The organism is Haloferax sp. ATB1 (assembly GCF_000730175.1).
Genome location: NZ_JPES01000006.1, coordinates 1 through 15,508, shown reverse-complemented (window position 1 = coordinate 15,508; position 15,508 = coordinate 1). Strand labels below are relative to the sequence as shown.

Sequence of the window (15,508 nt, the reverse complement as noted above, 5' to 3'; positions counted from 1 at the left end):
TTAGCTCCACTTGAGTTGGATGACGGACAGTGACATGACGATTCCAACGAGAACGACGGTCAACGCGCTTCCGTACCCGAGTTGAAGGTTCTGGAAGGCGACCTCGTAGATGTAGTAGACGACCGTTCGAGTCTCTTTTACCGGCGCGCCCGCGCCGATGAGAATCGTCGGCTCCGAGAACTTCTTGAAGCTCCCGATGGTCGTCGTCACGAGAACGAACAGCAACACCGGTTTGAGCTGCGGGATGGTGATGTACCGGAACTTTTGGAAGCGCGACGCGCCGTCGATTTCCGCGGCCTCGTACAGCGACTCGGAGATCGTCTGGAGCCCGGCCAAGATGATTATCATGTTGTATCCGGTCCAGCGCCAGACGACCATGAACGCCATCAGGTTCCGAGACCAGAACCCGTTTCCGAGCCAGTTCAGCGGCGCGATGCCGAACAGTTGGAAGATGAAGTCGAGCAGTCCGCCCTCGGCGACGATGACGACGAACACGACCGAGTACGCGACGGTGTTTGCCGAGACCGGGAGGAGCATCAGACTCCGGAAGATGCCCTTGAACCGAGTGAACCCCGCGTTAAGTACCACGGCGAGCCCGAGCGCGAGCCCGACCATCAGCGGGAGTTCGATTGCGAAGACGTAGATAGTGTTGAACATCGACTGATGGAACACACTATCACGAAGAAGTCGTTGGTAGTTCGCCAGCCCCACAAACTCTAGGCTCGCGATTTTCGGTATTTCGAGGTAGACGTTTCCGAACTGGACCCAGAACAGCGGATCGCTCGCCACGCCCTGATACGTGAAAAACGAAAGGTAGACCGTGTAGAAGATCGGGAACGCCAGGAACAGGACGAACGTGATGAAGAAGGGCGCGAGGAAGATGTATGCAGTCCCGGGAATCGTCGGCATCATCTCCTTGAACCGCTGTCGCTGGAAGCGAAGGCGGTCAGACAGTTTGACGATGGACTCCGAGCTCATCTTCTATGCGATGTCGCGACCGGTTCGGTCAGCGACGCGCTGTGCCGCACGGTCTAAGGCCTGTTTCGGCGAGTCGCCCTCGTCGATCATGTTTCGCATCTCCTCGTTTATGATACTGGAGACGATGGGGGAATCGACGGTGAATCGGTATCCGGGGATGTCCGGAACGGTGTCGATCCAGATGTTGGCGAGCTGCTGTCCGCCGAAGAAGTCGAATTCGGCGTTCGAGAACGCGCTTTGGTCCCACGACGGCTCGTGTGCCGTCATCTGGCCTTCGTTCTTGTAACTGAGCGCGTTCTGCTTGGGGGTGGCGGTGACGAACTTAATGTAGTCCCACACTCGATTCGCCTCCTCCTCGGACGCCTGCTGCGGAATGACGAGGCCGGAACCGCCGCGGTTGCTCGCCCGGTTGCCGCCCGACTCAAGCGCGGGAAGCTTGAAGCCGCGCCAGTTACCCTCGGTCTCCGGCATCGAGGAGGTGATGGTCCCGTAGAACCACGACCCGGTCGCGTAGCCGGTGATAGTCCCGTTCTGGAATCCGGAGAACCACTGTTGGCTCCAGTTTGCGCCCCGGTCGATGAGACCCTCGTTCGAGAGGCGCTTCATCATCCGGGCCGCCTTCAGGCCCTCCTCACCGTTGAGGACGACCTCCCCGTTCTCGTTGAACTCCTGTCCGCCCTGCATCCGGTTCAGGAACCGCCAGTAGAGGTTCGACCCGGACGCGGGAAGCGAGAGAAGCGAGATGTCGTCCGGGAGCTTCTTTCCCTCCTCGATGAGTTGGTCCCACGTTTCGATTTCGTCGTGCGGTGCGAGTCCGTGTTCGTCCCACACGTCTCGACGGTAATAGAGCGTGGTCGGTGCGATGTCGTCCGGGACCGAGTAAATCTGTCCCTCGTCCCCGGTCACGGCGGACAACACCCCGTCGTTGAATTCGTCGATAATGCCGGCGTCCTCCATTCGCGGCCGCAGGTCCCGCAGGCCGCCGGTCGACGCGATTTTCAGCGTCTTTTTCTGTTCGATGAGCGCGGTACTCGGGGCACCCTGTCCGGAGATGAGCCGCGTCTGCATCTTGTTTATAATCTCGGAATACCCCATGTTCGTGTGGGATATCTCCGTTCCCGTCTCCTGGGCGTAGCGGTCCATGAGTCCGCCGTAGGAGCCCGCCATCTCCCAGAACTCTATCGAGTCCGCCATCGGTGCGGCCGTCGCCGCTTCCGTTGCGGTCTCGTCGGCGGTGCCTTCGGCGGAAGAGTCGCTGTTGGTCGTCTGCGTCGCGTCGGTCTGCGGACCGGACCCAGTCCCCACGCAACCGGCGAGAGTCGCGGCACCGAGACCACCAATCGCTTGTAGCACGTTCCGTCGGTTGAGAGATTCTACTTGATCTTTCATTGCGAACGTTTAGCAAATTACTGGCTCCATATAAATAATTTGGCCTTGTTGACAAGACTGCCCGCCGTGTCGGACCCAAACCCGACTCGTCGACACCACGCCCACTTTCGATGCGAACCATCCAAAGAAATTTGAATCGTACCGGAGACAAGTGAGTATGAGTCTCCCACAGCTCGGACTCGGCACGTGGCAAAACACGGACCCGGAAACCTGTCGTGAAAGCGTTCGGACGGCGCTGGAGATGGGGTATCGACACGTCGACACCGCACAGTACTACGGAAACGAAGCGGCCGTCGGCGACGGTATCGAAGCGGCCGACGTCCCCCGCGAGGAGATATTCGTGGCGTCGAAGGTGCACGCTGAGAAGTTCGGGCTCGCGTACGACGAGGTCATCGAGGGACTGGCGGCCACGCTCGACCGCCTCGGCCTCGAATACCTCGACCTGCTGTACGTCCACTGGCCGGTCGGGAACTACGACTCGGCGGAGACGCTTCCCGCATTCGACGAACTCGTCGGCCGGGGACGCATCAACCACGTCGGTGTCTGTAACTTCGATATCGACCTTCTCGAAGAGGCGATAGAACAGTTGGAGACGCCGCTGTTCGCACACCAAGTCGAGACCCATCCACTCCTCCAACAGGGCGACCTCATCGCGCACGCGGAGAGCCGGGGATACCGCCACGTCGCGTACTCTCCGCTCGCCCGCGGGACCGTCTTCGATATCCCGGAAGTGGTCGAAATAGCCGACAAACACGGGGTGAGTCCGGCACAGGTCAGCCTCGCGTGGCTCCTCTCGAAGAACCCGGTCTCCGTTATCCCGAAGGCGACGAGCGAACCGCACCTCCGAGACAACGTCGACGCGCTGTCTCTCGACCTCGACGACCGAGACATCGAGCGAATCGATGCCATCGGCCGAACTGACCGACTCGTCGAGCGAGAGGGCGCTCCGTGGCTCGACGACTGAGTCGTCCCGCCGAACACGAATCCCAGCGCCGAAACGACGGTTATCCGTGACTCACCACGACTTTATCGGGACGTCTTTTAGCGGCTCTGCGAGCGGAATATCGACCGTCGACCCGGTGTAATGAGAGATGTAGAACCCGACGATGATTTCGAGCGAGCGGGCGGCTTCGGCCCCCGGTGAGTAGTTCTGTCCGTCCCCGTTCAGTAAGTCCTGTATGTGGTTCGCGGCGTTCGCAAACGACCGCTTGTAGTCATCGTCCCACGTCCACGTTCCTTCGATGCCCGGTAACTGTCGTTCGACGTGCTCGCCGTCTTCGAGCGACCAGTAGCGCCACTCGCCGTCGTCGTTGTTCAGATACAGTTTCCCCTCGGTGCCGATGAAGTTCAGCGACATCGACGAGATGTCCCGCGGAATCGTGCAATCGACGGTGACGAACGAACCGTCGTTCATCACGACGTGGCCGCCGCCGCCCGCATCGACTACGTCCCCTGCCGTTCCGAGCGAGTCGATCGCTTCGTTCTCGCCGGTGATGTACCCGCTGACACGCTCCGCGCGTGCGTCGAGGAGATACACGAGCGTGTCGAGCACGTGCGTGGAGTTACGCATCAACTCCATCCTGTACTGCGTACTGACCGATTGCACGTCTCCGAGGAGGTCCCGCTCCCGGATGAGGTCGTGGAGTCGCCGTAGCTTCTCGGTGAACCGGAACGAGTGGTTGACGACCAACTCCGTCTCCGTTTCCTCGCACACCTCGACCATCTCTTCGGCGGCGCTGACCTCCGACGCGATCGGTTTCTCGCACCAGATGACCGACGGGTCGGCGGCGGACTTCGCCGCGTCGACGGTGTGTTCGTGGTGGAGAAAAGACGGGGTACAGATAGAGACGACATCGAGGTCTTCCCGTGCCAACATCGCTTCGTGGCCGTCGTACCGCCGGTCGGTCGGGATGTCCCACGCGTTACCGAACGTGGTGAGTTTCTCCGAGTCGACGTCCGCAATCGCGACGAGTTCGATCTCGTCAGCGTCGGCGTACCCGCCGGCGTGACTCGCGTCGATTTTCTCTTTGCCGATCACCTCCTCGTCGTGCATTCCGAGGATACCCATACCTGCGATACCGCCAGTTCCGATCACGCCTGCTCTGTAAGTCATCCTTGATCACTCTCCACGTCCGGTCGCAGAACCGCCACCACGCGGTAGACGGACCGCTTCCAGCGCGAGTATTTAATCGCTAATTGATGCAATACTACCACGCGTAATAAATCTAAGCCCGGTGACTCGACGGTGTCAGAAGTCGTCGGGCCGGCAATCGAGGAGCCGGTCGCCGTTCGCGGTCTCGACCACGACACCGTCTGCAGTTCGTTCGAGCGTCGGCCCCCGTTCCCACGGTGCGCTCCCGTCGGGGCTAGCCATGACCGCCGAAGCGACCCAGTGTTCCCCCGGTTCGTGCGTCGCTCGCAGCGTCGGGACGACCGTGCGAGCGTAGTTCAGGTTCGTGTTAGGGTCGTCGACCACGACGGCCGGCGTGCGGTCGCCGAACCCGTCGGAGATACCGCTAACACCGTTGGGGTATCTGGCGAGCGCCGTTCCATTCTGACTGTCGTGCGTAACGTTGGCCGCGGTGTCGTCACCGGTTTTGTCCAGGGCGAACCCACCTTCTTCGCTGTGTACGACCCGGTCCGTTTGCAGTCGGTGGACGCGCACGTGCCACGGAAGGTCGGGCGCGAGCCACGTCTCGACGCTGACGTCCTCCCACGGGTTCCATCGGGCGGCGAGGGTCGACCCGTCTACGCGCGTCTGCGTGAACGACGCGGGAATCTTGAACTGGTCGCCGTCGAGGCTGAGCGCGAGGGCGCTGTCGTGTCCCGCCTGTCCCGGTCCGGGCGTCCGACCAGCAACGGAGAAGGCGAACTGCGTCGAGTACGCGAATTTCGTGTATTTCTCTCGTCCGTGATGGCTGTCCCGAGTGAGCGAGAGCGCAAAGAGGTGGTCGTCGTCGCGGCACACGACTTTCTCGGCTTCGGGCTGTGCCGTCGTCTCCGGGAGGTCCGGGAGTGGCTCCTCGTCGGCCTGCCAGAATGGGTGGGTTGGATGTAGCGCCAGCGGAAGGAACGCCTTCATCGCCCAGTACGGCGAATTCGGTGAGTTGTAGGTTTCGGACACTTTCAGCGACGGGTATCGGTATCCGACCGACAGCAACCCGCCGTCGGTGAATATCGGTTGGTCGAGCCACCAGCGGATGTTCCGGGCCCAGAGTCCGCGGACGACGCCCCACGAGAGCGATTCCAAGCCGGCAAACGCCAGCGTCCCCCAGAACGACGCCTGCGCGAAGCGATAGGTCAGGCTCCGGCCGTACGGAAGCGCTCGCCCGGTCTCGTCGAACCAGTGGATGTGAGCAGTCGCGAACTTCTCGGCCCGCGCCCGAAAACGGTCCGCCCGCTCGGGGTCGTCCTCGCCAGCAACGGCGGCGTAGAGGAGTCCGTACACGTGCATCGCCCACGGGACGTAGTAATCGACGGGGTTGTGTTCGTCGTCGGGGCCGTCTGTGTACCACCCGTCGCCGCGATAGAACGTTTCGAGTCGGTCGAGCGCGGACTGGGTCTGTTCCCAGTCGTGGCGCGCCCCGACCGACCGAAGCCCCACGTTCACCATCACGCGGAAGAACAGCCAGTTACAGTCATGGAGTTCCGCGTCGTTGATCCGGTTCAACCAACTGACCAGTCGGTTCCGTTCCGGCTCCGAAAGCGGTTCCCAGAGGTGTTCCGGTGTGAGCGCGAGGCCGACGCCGATAGCGGCCATCTCGACGAGTTTCTGTGAGTGGTCGTCTACGTCTCCCCAGTACTCCTCGTGAGACGGGTCCGTCCCGTTGGTCAGCCCGGTCCGGAAAAACGACCAATAGTCGACGTCACTGTGAACGCCTAACGGCACGACACCCCACAGCGGGCGGGCAAATCCTTCAAGTTCGGCTGCGACGGCTGGAAAGTGAGCGCCGGTCGCCGTGGGTCTCACTCGCGCGTTACCGGGACTGGCGTGCGTGAGCAACGGTTCGACGAGTTGGGACACCGCTCGTTCGAAATCCCGTCGTGTCTGGAGCGGGTTACCTGTCGTTGGATTCATCTAGTTTGTGCGTTGATCGCATGCATCAATAGCGTTTCCCTGCCCCGACCGGGAGTTTACGTCGTCGTGAAACGGCGGGTGGCGGGCCGTTCACCAGTAGCGGGACCACTGTTGGGTGGCTCGAACGAGCCCTTCGACGTAGAAGTAGTCTCCCCAGATGCAACACTCGTTGTAGTCTCCCTCGGTCGGGTCGTAAGCGCCGTCAGTCAGCAATCCGTTCGACCGGTTTCCGTCGGTCGTGTAATTCTCCGTGAGACTGCGGAGGATTGCGAGTGACGCGTTCTCGTAGCGCCGGGCGCGAGTATCCGCGAGCGGGAGCCGCGTGGCGAGTTCGTCGAGTCCACAGGCGGCGATCGCCGCGGCGGAGGTGTCACGGTAGTTCTGCTCGTCGGGCGCATCGAAGTCCCAGCGCGGGACGTGGTCCGCTTCGACGTTCGAGAGGTAGTAGTTCGCCAGCTTTGCGGACAGTTGCGCGTACGCGGCCTCGTCGGTGTACTCCGCCGCGAGAGCGTACCCGTATATGGCCCACGTCTGGCCGCGTGACCAACAGGAGCCGGCGTCGTAGCCCTGCGCCGTTTCGCCGCCGAGCGGCGACCCGCTTTCGACGTCGCATTTGAACGTGTGGAACGTCGAGCCGTCGTCGCGAACGACGTGCTGTGCGTTCGTCCGGGCGTGCGTCTCGGCGACGGAGGCGTACGTGGGGTCACCCGTCTCCTCGCTCGCCCAGAACAAAAGCGGGAGGTTCATCATCGAGTCGACGATCATTCGACCGCGCTCCCACGAGTCCTCGGGTTCCTCGGGGTCGCCCCACGCCTGAATGAGTCCGGGCGAGTCCCAAAAGCGGGCGACGAGATGGTCGGCGGCGGTGAGGGCCGCCGACCGATACCGTTCGAGGTCCGTCAACCGATAGCCGGCGATGGCAGAGAGCGTATAGAGGAACCCGAGGTCGTGGGTCTTCACGTCACCGGCCGTCAACCTCCGCTCGAACGTCGCCAATTGGGCTTCGGCGGCGTCTCGAAACGTGCGGTCGCCCGTCGCCTCGTACGCGAGCCAACAGAGTCCCGTCCAGAACGAAGTCGTCCAGCCGTCCATGTTGTCGGTGGGGCTATAAACGAGATTCTCACTCGACGGCCCGGGAAATCGGTCGTAGAACTCGTCGAGATTCTCATCGATGCGGTCGATTGCGACCGAGAGCGCCCGTTCGATATCGCTCTGTGCGACGTCCGGTCTCGTCGCGTATCGGTCCGGCAGACCGGTGTCGTCGATACGTCGCAGTAACGCGGCTGGCTTTCGTGCCATGTGGCTACAGTTCCCTTGGCAGACGCTATAAAGCCATCGTCAAGCCACCGGCCCGTCTCTCACTCCGACTTGGAACGACGCTCTCAGGGGTTCACGCCGCGTAATTCAGAACGAGGTTTAGTATCGGTGAATCATATCCATTCATTGATGACATACATTTACAATGCTCCCCTTGTTAGAGAGAGTATGTCAGACAGAGAACAGTCGAATCACGTGAAGACCGCGCGGACGACGTTCCGGATACTCGAAGTGCTCAAAGAGAAGAACGAGGCGACCGTCACGGAGATGACCCAGGAGTTCGACCTGTCGAAGAGTAGCTTACACAACTACCTGAGCACGCTCGAACAGGACGGATACATCGTGAAAGAGGGCAACACCTATCGTGTCGGTCTGAAGTTGCTCGATTTGGGCGGCCACGCGCGGCACAGACGGCGACTCTACGAAATCGCAAAAGACGAAGTGACCGCGCTAGCCGAGGAGACGGGAGAACTGACGAACCTCCTCGTGGAAGAACACGGGAAGGGAATCTACCTCCACAGAGCACACGGCGCCGACGCGGTTAAAACGGACTCGTACATCGGACAGGCGGTCTACCTCCACAACACCGGCCTCGGAAACGCGATATTGGCGCACCTCCCCCGGGAGCGCGTGAACGAAATCCTCGATCGACACGGCATGCCAGCGTCCACGGAAAACACCATCACGGAGCGGTCGGAGCTGTTCGAGACCCTCGACAAGGTGGCCGAAGACGGCTACGCACTGGATGACGAAACCCGCGTCAAAGGCCTCCGATGCGTTGCGGTCCCGATAATCAACAATAACGACGAGGTCGAGGGAGCGATCAGCGTCTCGGGCCCGAAAAGTCGGTTTCAAGACGAACGGTTCCGAGAAACGCTCCCAGAGAGATTACAGAACGTCGCGAACATCATCGAACTCAACATTACGTACACGTAGTCAAGATGGCCGAACAATCCTGAATGATTGCTGAAATATCTATCATTAATTCTGTGGTGATCTGCCAGATGACTGGATATTTGATTATTCTGTGGTGTATGAGATAATATATGAATGAGGTTCAGTATGAGTGTAGAGAGGGTTGATTTGGTTAGGTGGCGTGATTTGCTGACGGGGATAGCCGCTCCGGCGGGCGTGCTACGTGGCGAACCGCGACCTGAGCGGCGGATATCGCGTGCTCGAAGGCGAAAGCGGCCTCGACGGACACAATGTTTAACCGATGGCCCACAAATTGTAATCCACTTCACAGGTGCGTTGTCATAACGCGAATGCACCGGAGTACCAATGACGTTCGAGGACCAAAACGAGAAGCAGGCCGAGCAGAACGGAACGGAGAGTGCCGGGAAGATGTTCTCATTGAAGCGCGAGAGGCTCCTAAGCGGCGAGGCGTGGGCGTTCAACAACGCGCCGTGGGACCAACGGAAAGTCGTTACTGTCGGAGACTACCAGTACGTACCGTATTGGAACGACGACGGCGTTCTCTCGCTCGCTCGCCGAGCGCTGCCAACTGACTCGGTTCAGTGCATCCAGTTCGACTGGAGGGTTCCAGACGAGGACTCGCACAGGAACACGGCACTCGGGACCGACAACGACGGTCGTCTCCATCTCGCGTACGACCACCACGACGACCCGTTCCACTACCGATACTCGTCGTCTGGATTCCTGACAGACCCGCCTTCGAGCGTCTCCACCGGTGATTTCTCAGAGACTACTGACATGGGCCTGAGCGGTCCGGAGCGCCCAGTTACCTACCCTCGGTTTTTCAACGATCAGCGCGGAACGCTGTTCTGCGAGTACCGGATTGGCTCGTCCGGCGACGGTGATTCGTACCTTCACGTCCACGACTCACCGTCGAACTCGTGGACGCGCATCGGAACGGTGTTTTCGAGTGCGGGGACGTACGAGCCGTGGAACGGTTCCGCGTCTCGGAACGCGTACCATCACGACTGGACCTTCGACGACACCGGTCGACTCCACGTCACCTGGACGTGGCGCGAGACGTGGGAGACGTGGCGCTCTAATCACGACATCCACTACGCCTACAGCGACGACGGTGGCTACACGTGGTGCAACAACGACGGTACCGTCATCGGTGACGTGAACGCGGACGACCCGATTCGCGTGGACGACGAGAGCGTCGTCGTCGACAGTCCGGCGCGTTCGTGGCTGATAAATCAGGGGACGCAGGCGCTCGACTCGAACGACCAACCACACATCTTCACGTCGCGCTCGACGGACTCGACGACCGACTTCGACGACGCTAACCGCCACTATATTCACTATTGGCGAACGACGGACGGGCAGTGGCACGAACAGTACATCGACGACACGAGCGTCGACCTCTCGACGGTCGGAATCGACCCAACGCGTGCGGGAGATATCTTGCTAGACCGCGGTGATTTGCTGTTCGACGACAACGACGCGCTCCACGTGTACACCGTCGTCGACGGGCGACTCTACGCCGGGGTTGCGACAGCATCCTCGGGGTGGACCGACTGGACGCTCTACTGTCTCCACGAGGGCCCGTTCTGTGGGATGGACGGTCGAAAACACGATACGTGTCGGTGGGAAAACGAGAGCGTCCTGTCGATACCACTCGAACGACCCCGCGAGAACGGCACGGCGTTCGTACTGCAGGAGTACTCCATCGTGGGACCGAACGACCCGTCCGCACCCTCGCTGTCGGTGTCAAACGAGTCGTCGTCGAGTGTCGAACTGTCGTGGACCGAGGCGCGAGGCGCGGAGAGTTACACACTCCATCGGCGGCCAACCGACGGAGATTTCGAGGTCGTCGCGGACGAAATCGCGGAAAACTCGTTTTACACCCAGTACACCGACACCCGCGTGAGTTCGGGCAGTGACTACGAGTACAGACTCACGGCCGTCAACAGCGTCGGCGAGACCGATTCGACCATCGTTCGGGTCACGACCGATGGTTCGTCGAACGCGGCGATGGAATAGTCACGTGGTTCGTTCACCGTGAGCTAACACTCCGGTGGCGATACCGCCAACGGGTCTGAAACGGCTCGGTTGTGAGACCACGGCTATCGGTTCGTTGGCCCCGCCGGTAAACGATTCGTTCCATCTGCGCAATATCGCGGACTGGACGGACACGGAAGTCCAGCGTCGCTGTGAGATGCTACGTAGACGGGCGGTCACTATCTCATCTGCAGTCCGTGAGTTACCTCCGCGTTCGGGTAGCATTCGAAGCGCACTTGACCAACGCTGTCACGCACTCGTGGCGTGAAATATTACAGAGCTATGCTCGTAATTCCCAGCGCGTTTGTCAGTTCGTCACTCCTCGTCCGACGGGCGAATGGTGCGGTCGCCGGTACTCGCGTATCGCCATCGTGCGTGGGATGAGACGGACGTTGCGACCGACGGCGAGGACACGGAGGACACAGGGACGTCTGTAACGGGTCGTCACGCCGGCGGAGTGTTCGGATATAGTGAACAATATTTGGAGAGGGGCGAGTCGTCCACTAACGCTCCGTGTGGGGTGCGCACTCGCTGGCGAAGTCGCTATCGAGCGAAGAGAGAACAGAAGTAGGCGTCGAGCGGCCGCGAGGCGCGGAGCGCCGCGACTCAGGCCGACTCGCGGAGCGCCTTCCGAATCTGGTTGGCGGAGCTGATGATGAGTCCGGGCACGTCCTGCTGGAAGCGCTTTCCGGACATGCTCTCCGAGGGGCTCAACACGAATATCGACCCGACCCGACCGCTCTCGGGGTCGACGACGCCAGCGGCGAGACCGCGGAGGTCGGTCTGCCACTCCTCGCGGTCCGACAGGAGGCCGCGCGTCTCCGCGGTGTCGAGTTCCTCACGGAGGGCGGCCGCGCTCGTAATCGTCTGGTCCGTGTGGCGGTCGAGAGACGCCGCATCGACGGCATCGCGGCGGTCGTCCGCCGGGAGTTGTGCGAGCATCGCCTTCCCCGGGGCCGTGCAGTAGAGCGGGACCGTCCGGCCTTCGGCCACGGGCGGGGTCTCGACGTTCTGACCGGTCCGCTCGTAGATGCAGACGCCCCGTCCGCGCTCGAACACGGTGAGGCCGGCGGCGAGTCCCGAAATCCGCGCGAGTCGGTCGACCTCCCGCTTTCCGACCCGGTAGAAGGGGACCCCGGACCGGACCGAACAGCCGAGTTCGAAAAACCGAAGACTGCGTCGATACCGCTGGTCCTCCTTGACGACGAACCCCAGCTGTCGGAGCGTTTCGAGGTGGTTGTGCACCGAACTCTTCGAGAGGCCGACCTCCGTCTCGACCTCGGTCAGGTTGGCGTCGCCGAGTTTCGAGAGCGCGTCCAGCACGCGCCCGCTCGTCGTCGTCGCCTTCACCGGTGGGTCTCCGCGCTCGTTCATGGCCCAACGAAGAACGGAGTTTACCATAAAAGTATTCACTATCGCCGAATCGGCCGCGTCGGTGGCTCACCACTCGGCGACGCTCCCGTCCTCGTGGTACCATATCGGGCTCTGCCAGTCGACGCGGGACTGCGCGTGCTCGCGGACGGCCTCCTCGTCTATCTCCACACCGAGGCCGGGGGCGTCGGGAGCGGAGACGAAGCCGTCGTCGAAGCCGAAGACGGCGGGGTCGTCGAGGTACGCGAGGAGGTCGTTCCCGTCGGCGCGGTGGATTTCGAGGTTCTGCGCCTGCGCGATGGCGTTCGGGAGCACCATGTCGAGGTGGAGACAGGAGGCGAACGAAATCGGCCCCAGCGGGCAGTGAAGCGAGACGAGCACGTCTTTGGACTCGGCCGCCGTGGCTATCTTGCGGACCTCAGAGATGCCCCCGGCGTGAGACGGGGAGGGCTGAAGCACGTCGATGGCGTCGAGTTCCAGCGTTCGCTCGAAGTCCCAGCGGGAGTACAGGCGCTCGCCCGTCGCGAGGGGGACCTTGGTCCGGTTCTCGATGCGCGGCAGGGAGCGCGCGTGTTCGGGGAGGACGGGCTCCTCGTAGAACATCGGGTCGAGCGGGTCGAGTTCGTCGGCGACCCATTTCGCCATCCCGGTCGTGATGCGCCCGCGGAAGTCGACGACGATGTCCACGTCGGCTCCGACCTCGGACCGGACGGCTTCGAGGCGCTCGCGGACCCGAGCCACCGCCGCCGGGGAGTCGATGCGGTCTAGCTGCGAGACGGCGGAGAGCTTCAGGCAGTCGTAGCCGCGGTCGACCTCCTCGGCCGCGGCGCGCGCGATGGCCTCGGGCGTCTCGCCGCCGACCCACTGGTAGACCGGAATCCGGTCGCGGGCCTTCCCCCCGAGGAGGTCGTAGACGGGCGCGCCGTAGTGTTTCCCTTTGATGTCCCACAGCGCCTGGTCGATACCGCCGATGGCGCTCATGAGAACCGGGCCGCCCCGGAAGTGCCGCCCGCGGTACATCGCCTGCCAGTGGCGCTCGATTTCGAGCGGGTCGGTCCCGAGGAGGTAGTTGTCGATCATCTCCTCGACGGCCGCCTTCGTCGTCTTCGCGTAGCCCTCCACGATTGGCTCCCCCCACCCGCAGACGCCCGCGTCGGTTTCGAGCTTGAGGAAGACCCACCGGGGCGGGACTTCGAACAGTTCGTACCCGGTTATTTCCATGCGCGAACCGACGATCCGCGGTCGTAAAGTAGTTTGTCCGACTGCGGCGGTCGGCCCGCGACGAACGCCGGGAAAACACGGGTCGCGTCGGACCGTCGCTGTCGCAACCCCTAGAATTATCTCCCCCCATCTGGATAGAACAATCATGACGGTGAACGAGCCTCAGCGTCTAGTCAGTACGCTCGGCAAGCGCATGCTGGCAGACGGCCTCACGAAGGGAACCGGCGGAAACGTCAGCGTCAGAGCGGACGACGGAACCGTCGCCATCAGTCCCTCGGGGATGCCCTACGACGAAATCGAACCCGAGGACGTACCGATTCTCGACATCGACGGCGAACGGGTCGCCGGCGACCGCAAGCCGTCGAGCGAGTTCCGCATGCACACGGACGTGCTCCGCCAGCGCGAGGACGTGGGCGCGGTGGTCCACAACCACTCCCCGTACGCCAGCACCTTCGCCAGTATCGACGAACCAGTCGGCCCCTCGCACTACCTCATCGCGTTCATCGGCGACGAGATTCCCGTGGCGAGTTACGAGACCTACGGGACCGCCGAACTCGCCGACGTGGCGGTGGAGACGTTGGGCGACGACTACAACGCCTGTCTCCTCGAAAACCACGGCGTCCTCGCCACCGGCGCAACCGCCGAGGAGGCGTACGAGGTGGCGCTCATGGTCGAGTACTGCGCCCGCATCCACTATCAGGCGCGCAGCGTCGGCGAGCCCTCGCTGCTCCCCGACGAGGAAATCGACACCCTCCTCGACCGCTTCGCCGACTACGGGCAGACGCAGTCGGCCGACGAGGAGGGGTCGGAACCGACCGGCGACGACCGCGTCCCCGCCGACCGACTGTCCGACCTCGCGTCGCACCGCTCGGCGGTCAGCGAGTTCGGCCGCGAGATGCTCCATCAGGGCCTGACCGAGGGGACCGGCGGCAACATCAGCGCGCAGGCCGACGACCTCGTCGCCATCAGTCCCTCGGGGATGCCCTACGACGAAATCGAACCCGAGGACGTGCCCGTCGTCACGCTGGACGGCGAGTGGGTCGCCGGCGACCGCAAGCCGTCGAGCGAGGTCCGCATGCACGCCGGCATCCTCCGCGAGCGCGACGACGCGGGCGCGGTGGTCCACAACCACTCCCCGTACGCCAGCACCTTCGCGAGCCTCGGCGAGCCGATTCCGGCCTCGCACTACCTCATCGCCTTTGCCGGCGACGAGATACCCGTCGCGGGCTACGAGACCTACGGGACGCAGGGACTGGCCGACCTCGCGCTGGAGGCGCTGGGCGACGACTACAACGCCTGTCTCCTCGAAAACCACGGCGTCGTCGCCGTCGGCGACTCCGTCGCGGAGGCGTACGAGGTGGCGCTCATGGTCGAGTACTGCGCCCGCATCCACTACCAGGCGCTCAACATCGGCGAGCCCTCACTGCTCCCCGGTGAGGAAATCGACACCCTCCTCGACCGCTTCGCCGACTACGGACAGGACCACTAAACGGGCCGCTCTCGGTGCAACCGTCGAGTCGACGCTCCGGGGAGTCGGTGCGCCGGCGAGTCACAGGTCACAGCCCGGAGCGCCGCCGAATCGAGACCCCGTGTCGCGGAGGGCACGCGAGCGATGCCGTCGCCGCGTCCGACCCGCGACCGCGGAAAATTCGGTGAGCACAACAATTATTACGTCGCTTCCCATGGTCTTTCATAATTATATGAGCCACTCAGTCGTCGTTATCGGCGGTGGAGCCACCGGTACGGGGACCGCCCGCGACCTCGCGATGCGCGGCTTCGACGTGACGCTCGTGGAGCGGGGGAACCTGACCGAGGGGACGACCGGGCGCACCCACGGCCACCTCCACAGCGGGGCCCGCTACGCGGTGTCGGACAAAGAGAGCGCCGTCGACTGCATGCGGGAAAACCGGGTGCTCCACCGCATCGCTGGCCACTGTATCGAGGACACCGGCGGGCTGTTCGTCCAGTTAGAGGGCGACTCCGACGACTACTTCGAACGGAAGTTGGCCGGGTGTGCGGAGTGCGACATCCCGACCGAGGTCATCTCGGGCGAGGAGGCGCGGCGGCGCGAACCCTACCTCACCGACGCGGTCGAGCGCGCCATCTGGGTCCCCGACGGCGCGGTCGACCCGTTCCGCCTCTGCGTGGCGAACGCCGCGAGCGCCGTCGAGCACGGCG

12 protein-coding genes are annotated in these 15,508 nt (G+C 62.8%); 5 read left to right on the top strand and 7 right to left on the bottom strand.

The annotated features are described in order from the left end of the window. Both ATB1_RS01105 and ATB1_RS01100 read right to left on the bottom strand, forming a co-directional pair. Window positions 1-978 carry a carbohydrate ABC transporter permease gene (locus tag ATB1_RS01105; RefSeq protein ID WP_042661883.1) on the bottom strand — a complete coding sequence of 326 codons (978 nt, stop codon included), beginning with the start codon at window positions 976-978 and terminating at the stop codon, window positions 1-3. 3 nt (window positions 979-981) lie between these two features. After that, a complete protein-coding gene (locus ATB1_RS01100) occupies window positions 982-2,367 on the bottom strand; it encodes an ABC transporter substrate-binding protein (protein ID WP_052367632.1) in 1,386 nt (461 codons plus the stop codon). Between the two features lie 157 nt (window positions 2,368-2,524). Here ATB1_RS01100 and ATB1_RS01095 point away from each other — a divergent pair, with 157 nt between their 5' ends. After that, complete coding sequence (locus ATB1_RS01095) at window positions 2,525-3,331, top strand: aldo/keto reductase (protein WP_042661882.1); 807 nt, start codon at window positions 2,525-2,527, stop codon at window positions 3,329-3,331. 51 nt (window positions 3,332-3,382) lie between these two features. On the opposite strand, the gene ATB1_RS01090 is transcribed toward ATB1_RS01095, so the two are convergent. The 3 genes from ATB1_RS01090 to ATB1_RS01080 all read right to left on the bottom strand — a co-directional run bounded on the left by ATB1_RS01090 (window position 3,383) and on the right by ATB1_RS01080 (window position 7,744). Then, a complete protein-coding gene (locus ATB1_RS01090) occupies window positions 3,383-4,480 on the bottom strand; it encodes a Gfo/Idh/MocA family protein (RefSeq protein WP_042661881.1) in 1,098 nt (365 codons plus the stop codon). 135 nt (window positions 4,481-4,615) lie between these two features. After that, window positions 4,616-6,445 carry a DUF2264 domain-containing protein gene (locus tag ATB1_RS01085; protein ID WP_042661880.1) on the bottom strand — a complete coding sequence of 610 codons (1,830 nt, stop codon included), beginning with the start codon at window positions 6,443-6,445 and terminating at the stop codon, window positions 4,616-4,618. A gap of 90 nt (window positions 6,446-6,535) precedes the next feature. Further along, window positions 6,536-7,744: a glycoside hydrolase family 88 protein gene (locus ATB1_RS01080; RefSeq protein WP_042661879.1), complete on the bottom strand. Its 1,209-nt coding sequence runs from the start codon at window positions 7,742-7,744 to the stop codon at window positions 6,536-6,538. A 186-nt stretch (window positions 7,745-7,930) separates the two neighbouring features. Here ATB1_RS01080 and ATB1_RS01075 point away from each other — a divergent pair, with 186 nt between their 5' ends. Further along, entirely contained in the window at window positions 7,931-8,698 is a 768-nt protein-coding gene (locus tag ATB1_RS01075) for an IclR family transcriptional regulator (RefSeq protein ID WP_042661878.1), read from the top strand. 345 nt (window positions 8,699-9,043) lie between these two features. After that, window positions 9,044-10,720 carry a BNR repeat-containing protein gene (locus tag ATB1_RS20105; RefSeq protein WP_082256221.1) on the top strand — a complete coding sequence of 559 codons (1,677 nt, stop codon included), beginning with the start codon at window positions 9,044-9,046 and terminating at the stop codon, window positions 10,718-10,720. 624 nt (window positions 10,721-11,344) lie between these two features. Here ATB1_RS20105 and ATB1_RS01065 read toward each other — a convergent pair. Both ATB1_RS01065 and dgoD read right to left on the bottom strand, forming a co-directional pair. Beyond that, the gene (locus ATB1_RS01065; protein WP_042661877.1) at window positions 11,345-12,112 is read right to left on the bottom strand and encodes an IclR family transcriptional regulator; all 768 of its coding nucleotides are present in this window, start codon (window positions 12,110-12,112) and stop codon (window positions 11,345-11,347) included. A gap of 66 nt (window positions 12,113-12,178) precedes the next feature. Next, entirely contained in the window at window positions 12,179-13,330 is a 1,152-nt protein-coding gene (dgoD, locus tag ATB1_RS01060) for a galactonate dehydratase (RefSeq protein ID WP_042661876.1), read from the bottom strand. Window positions 13,331-13,475: 145 nt separating this feature from the next. On the opposite strand from dgoD, the gene ATB1_RS20100 reads away from it, so the two are divergent. Next, entirely contained in the window at window positions 13,476-14,819 is a 1,344-nt protein-coding gene (locus ATB1_RS20100) for a class II aldolase/adducin family protein (protein WP_082256220.1), read from the top strand. Between the two features lie 211 nt (window positions 14,820-15,030). Beyond that, on the top strand, window positions 15,031-15,508 hold a 478-nt coding region (locus ATB1_RS01050), incomplete at its 3' end, for an FAD-dependent oxidoreductase (protein WP_042661875.1).

Excerpts from the sequence above, each read along its gene's own strand:
- ATB1_RS01105 (WP_042661883.1), bottom strand. The coding sequence starts at position 978 with ATGAGCTCGGAGTCCATCGTCAAACTGTCTGACCGCCTTCGCTTCCAG.
- ATB1_RS01100 (WP_052367632.1), bottom strand. The coding sequence starts at position 2,367 with ATGAAAGATCAAGTAGAATCTCTCAACCGACGGAACGTGCTACAAGCG.
- ATB1_RS01095 (WP_042661882.1), top strand. The coding sequence starts at position 2,525 with ATGAGTCTCCCACAGCTCGGACTCGGCACGTGGCAAAACACGGACCCG.
- ATB1_RS01090 (WP_042661881.1), bottom strand. The coding sequence starts at position 4,480 with ATGACTTACAGAGCAGGCGTGATCGGAACTGGCGGTATCGCAGGTATG.
- ATB1_RS01085 (WP_042661880.1), bottom strand. The coding sequence starts at position 6,445 with ATGAATCCAACGACAGGTAACCCGCTCCAGACACGACGGGATTTCGAA.
- ATB1_RS01080 (WP_042661879.1), bottom strand. The coding sequence starts at position 7,744 with ATGGCACGAAAGCCAGCCGCGTTACTGCGACGTATCGACGACACCGGT.
- ATB1_RS01075 (WP_042661878.1), top strand. The coding sequence starts at position 7,931 with ATGTCAGACAGAGAACAGTCGAATCACGTGAAGACCGCGCGGACGACG.
- ATB1_RS20105 (WP_082256221.1), top strand. The coding sequence starts at position 9,044 with ATGACGTTCGAGGACCAAAACGAGAAGCAGGCCGAGCAGAACGGAACG.
- ATB1_RS01065 (WP_042661877.1), bottom strand. The coding sequence starts at position 12,112 with ATGAACGAGCGCGGAGACCCACCGGTGAAGGCGACGACGACGAGCGGG.
- dgoD (WP_042661876.1), bottom strand. The coding sequence starts at position 13,330 with ATGGAAATAACCGGGTACGAACTGTTCGAAGTCCCGCCCCGGTGGGTC.
- ATB1_RS20100 (WP_082256220.1), top strand. The coding sequence starts at position 13,476 with ATGACGGTGAACGAGCCTCAGCGTCTAGTCAGTACGCTCGGCAAGCGC.